Source organism: Rhizobium sp. P1_E6 (assembly GCF_056405875.1).
The window spans coordinates 1-1,720 of record NZ_JBFUBG010000251.1 but is presented as its reverse complement, the minus strand read 5'-3'; the positions used below and the strand labels follow the sequence as shown (position 1 = coordinate 1,720).

The window sequence follows — 1,720 nt, the reverse complement described above, 5'->3', positions numbered from 1 at the left end:
GGTCCAAGGTGACACCCATAGGCTTTTCCCCCCTGCATCAGCGTCACATGCTTCAGCGATGGAGACGCCTGTTCGACGGCCTTCACGACATTGCGCAGCATGGCAAGATTGGGCGCGACGAGCTCGTGGCGTGTCGGAAGCTCCTTGTAGGCCGCATAGACGATATGCGTCGTTCCGCTTGCCTCAGAAAGCTTCGACACCGTGTCGGCCTCGTCCAGAAGATCGACGGAGATGTGTTCGGCGCGGGTCTCGAATTCGGGACGGCGTCTGGACAGACCAATGATCCTGACATCTTTTTGCTGTTCGAAATGTGCAAGGACAGCGCGTCCGATGACACCGACGGCGCCCGCGACCAAAACTGTTTTCATGACGATTGTCTCCTTAAATGCTGGATGGATTACGAAGGCGGCCGTGGACAAAAGGCGTCACAAGCGGGCTTTACGGCGCCGAAGACACATGCTTGATCGCACCATCGATCTGGCAAATCGAAAGCACGGCGAGAAAGAGAATTGCCAACTCACCGCGTCACCCCTGGGATGGGGCCGGCCGACGACGACGAAAGTGATGACAGAAGACAGAACCTGATGATCCGTGGCCGGATAAGCGTGGTTCGAGCAGCCCATGAGCAGAAACCCTTCAGGCGCGCTCGCCCCCCCCGCACAGGGAAACAGATTGCGAGAACGCCCGTCGCTAGCCAAAGACCGACGCACGCCAGGGATGACAGCAAAATTCCCAACTCGGGTCACCTCAGCCTCCTCCGATGAGATGCATCACAATCTGATCGGCGCAGAACGTCCCGCAATTCGCGGCTCGCGTCAAGCATTTTTGATCGATTGATAATTTTTAGCGCATGCCTGTGGATTGTTCGAGCAAATTCACGCTTCAGAACCTGACGTATCTGGAAAGGCTGCGGACCTTCCGCCCATCCTTTTCAGCGATCACAGCCAATTCGAGGGTTCCATACTCCCTCAAAGAACCCAATCCATAAGGAGTCGATGATTGCCCAGATTTCGTGATCAACTATTGACAATTTTTTATCGTTCGATCAGCTTTGCATAACACGGTCGATTTGGAGGAGATCGTGACAGGCACAAAAAGCGGACAACAGCGAAGTCGTGGGTGGTTTTCCAGGTTGGAGCCGGAACGAAGCCGTGGTTTCCGCGACATAGCGCTGCACTGGTTCTCGGCGTTCGGAAGACGGCGATCCAGGCGCGGCCGAAGCGTCGCTTCGAGCCGTTGCACTGTGCATTGCGTTTTGACGATTTTTTTTGAGCTGGAGGAGGGCTCGAATGGAGGATGATGCGGAAGCCGGCATATTCACTTGGTCGCTTGCCGAAAATGCGCTTTATGCGGACACAGCCGTAGCAGCCCTCTTCGGACTTAATCCGGTGGCGACGCTGCTCGGCCTCTCCCCTGTTGACTACCTAGCCCGTGTCCACCAGGCCGATCGCGACGATGTCGTCAAGCTGCGGTTGAGGGCCGTCGCAGACGGCCTGCCCTATAGCGCCGTCTACCGAGTGATGGATGGCGCCGGGACGATCAGGCAAGTGATGGCTCACGGCAGATGTTTTCGCGAWCGCACAGGCAGTCCCGCCCATTTCGCCGGGATCATCTACCCCTTCGAGAGTCCAACTCCGAATTGACACAACGATCTGACGACGATCGGGATAGAGGCAAATGACAGAGCAGCTTTTCACGATGAACCATATCGGCATCAACT

Annotated in this window: 2 protein-coding genes; one reads left to right on the top strand and one right to left on the bottom strand. The window is 56.4% G+C overall.

Features of this window, described 5'->3' with window-relative positions; all coding sequences use genetic code 11:
* Nucleotides 1-368: NAD-dependent epimerase/dehydratase family protein (locus tag AC1D35_RS35915; protein WP_477942747.1), on the bottom strand; the 368-nt coding region annotated here is incomplete at its 3' end.
* Between the two features lie 921 nt (nt 369-1,289).
* On the opposite strand from AC1D35_RS35915, the gene AC1D35_RS35910 reads away from it, so the two are divergent.
* The gene (locus tag AC1D35_RS35910) at nt 1,290-1,643 is read left to right on the top strand and encodes a PAS domain-containing protein (RefSeq protein ID WP_477942745.1); all 354 of its coding nucleotides are present in this window, start codon (nt 1,290-1,292) and stop codon (nt 1,641-1,643) included.
* The last annotated feature ends 77 nt before the right edge of the window (nt 1,644-1,720 follow it).